A 600-nucleotide genomic window follows, 5' to 3' on the forward strand; every position below is an offset into this window, starting at 1 on the left:
GCGGTCAGGCCCAGGCCGGGCAGGTTGCTCAGATGCTCGACCGGCTCCAGCGCCGTGCCCAGCCGCTGCGCGTGGGCCGCGACGATGGCCTGCGCCAGCGGATGCGCGCTGCCGGCGTCGAGCCGCGCGGCGAGATGCAGCGCCTGGTCGACGCTCACCGACGGGTACAGCGGCTGCACCGCCGCCAGCTGCGGCCGGCCTTCGGTCAGCGTGCCGGTCTTGTCGAAGGCCAGGGTCTTCAACTGCCGGGCGCGCTCGAGGTACAGCCCGCCCTTGATCAGGATCCCGCGCCGGGCGGCCGCGGCCAGGCCGCTGACCACGGTGACCGGCGTCGAGATCACCAGCGCGCACGGGCAGGCGATCACCAGCAGCACCAGGCCCTTGTAGACCCAGTCGCCCCAGGCGCCCAGGCCCAGCAGTGGCGGCAGCACCGCCAGCGCGACCGCCACCAGCACCACCGCCGGGGTGTAGACGCGGGCGAAGCGGTCGATGAAGGCCTGCGTCGGCGCGCGCTGCGACTGCGCCTGCTGCACGGCCGCGGCCATGCGGTCGAGCAGCGTGTGGCCCTTGTCCGCCGTCACCGCCATCTCCAGCAGGCCG

At 74.7% G+C, this 600-nt stretch carries 1 protein-coding gene; it reads right to left on the reverse strand.

The features are described 5' to 3' along the window. Positions 1-600 (reverse strand): HAD-IC family P-type ATPase (locus tag FUT87_RS13950; RefSeq protein WP_147241407.1); only part of this gene is annotated, 600 nt, incomplete at both ends.

It is taken from the genome of Mitsuaria sp. TWR114 (assembly GCF_007997345.1).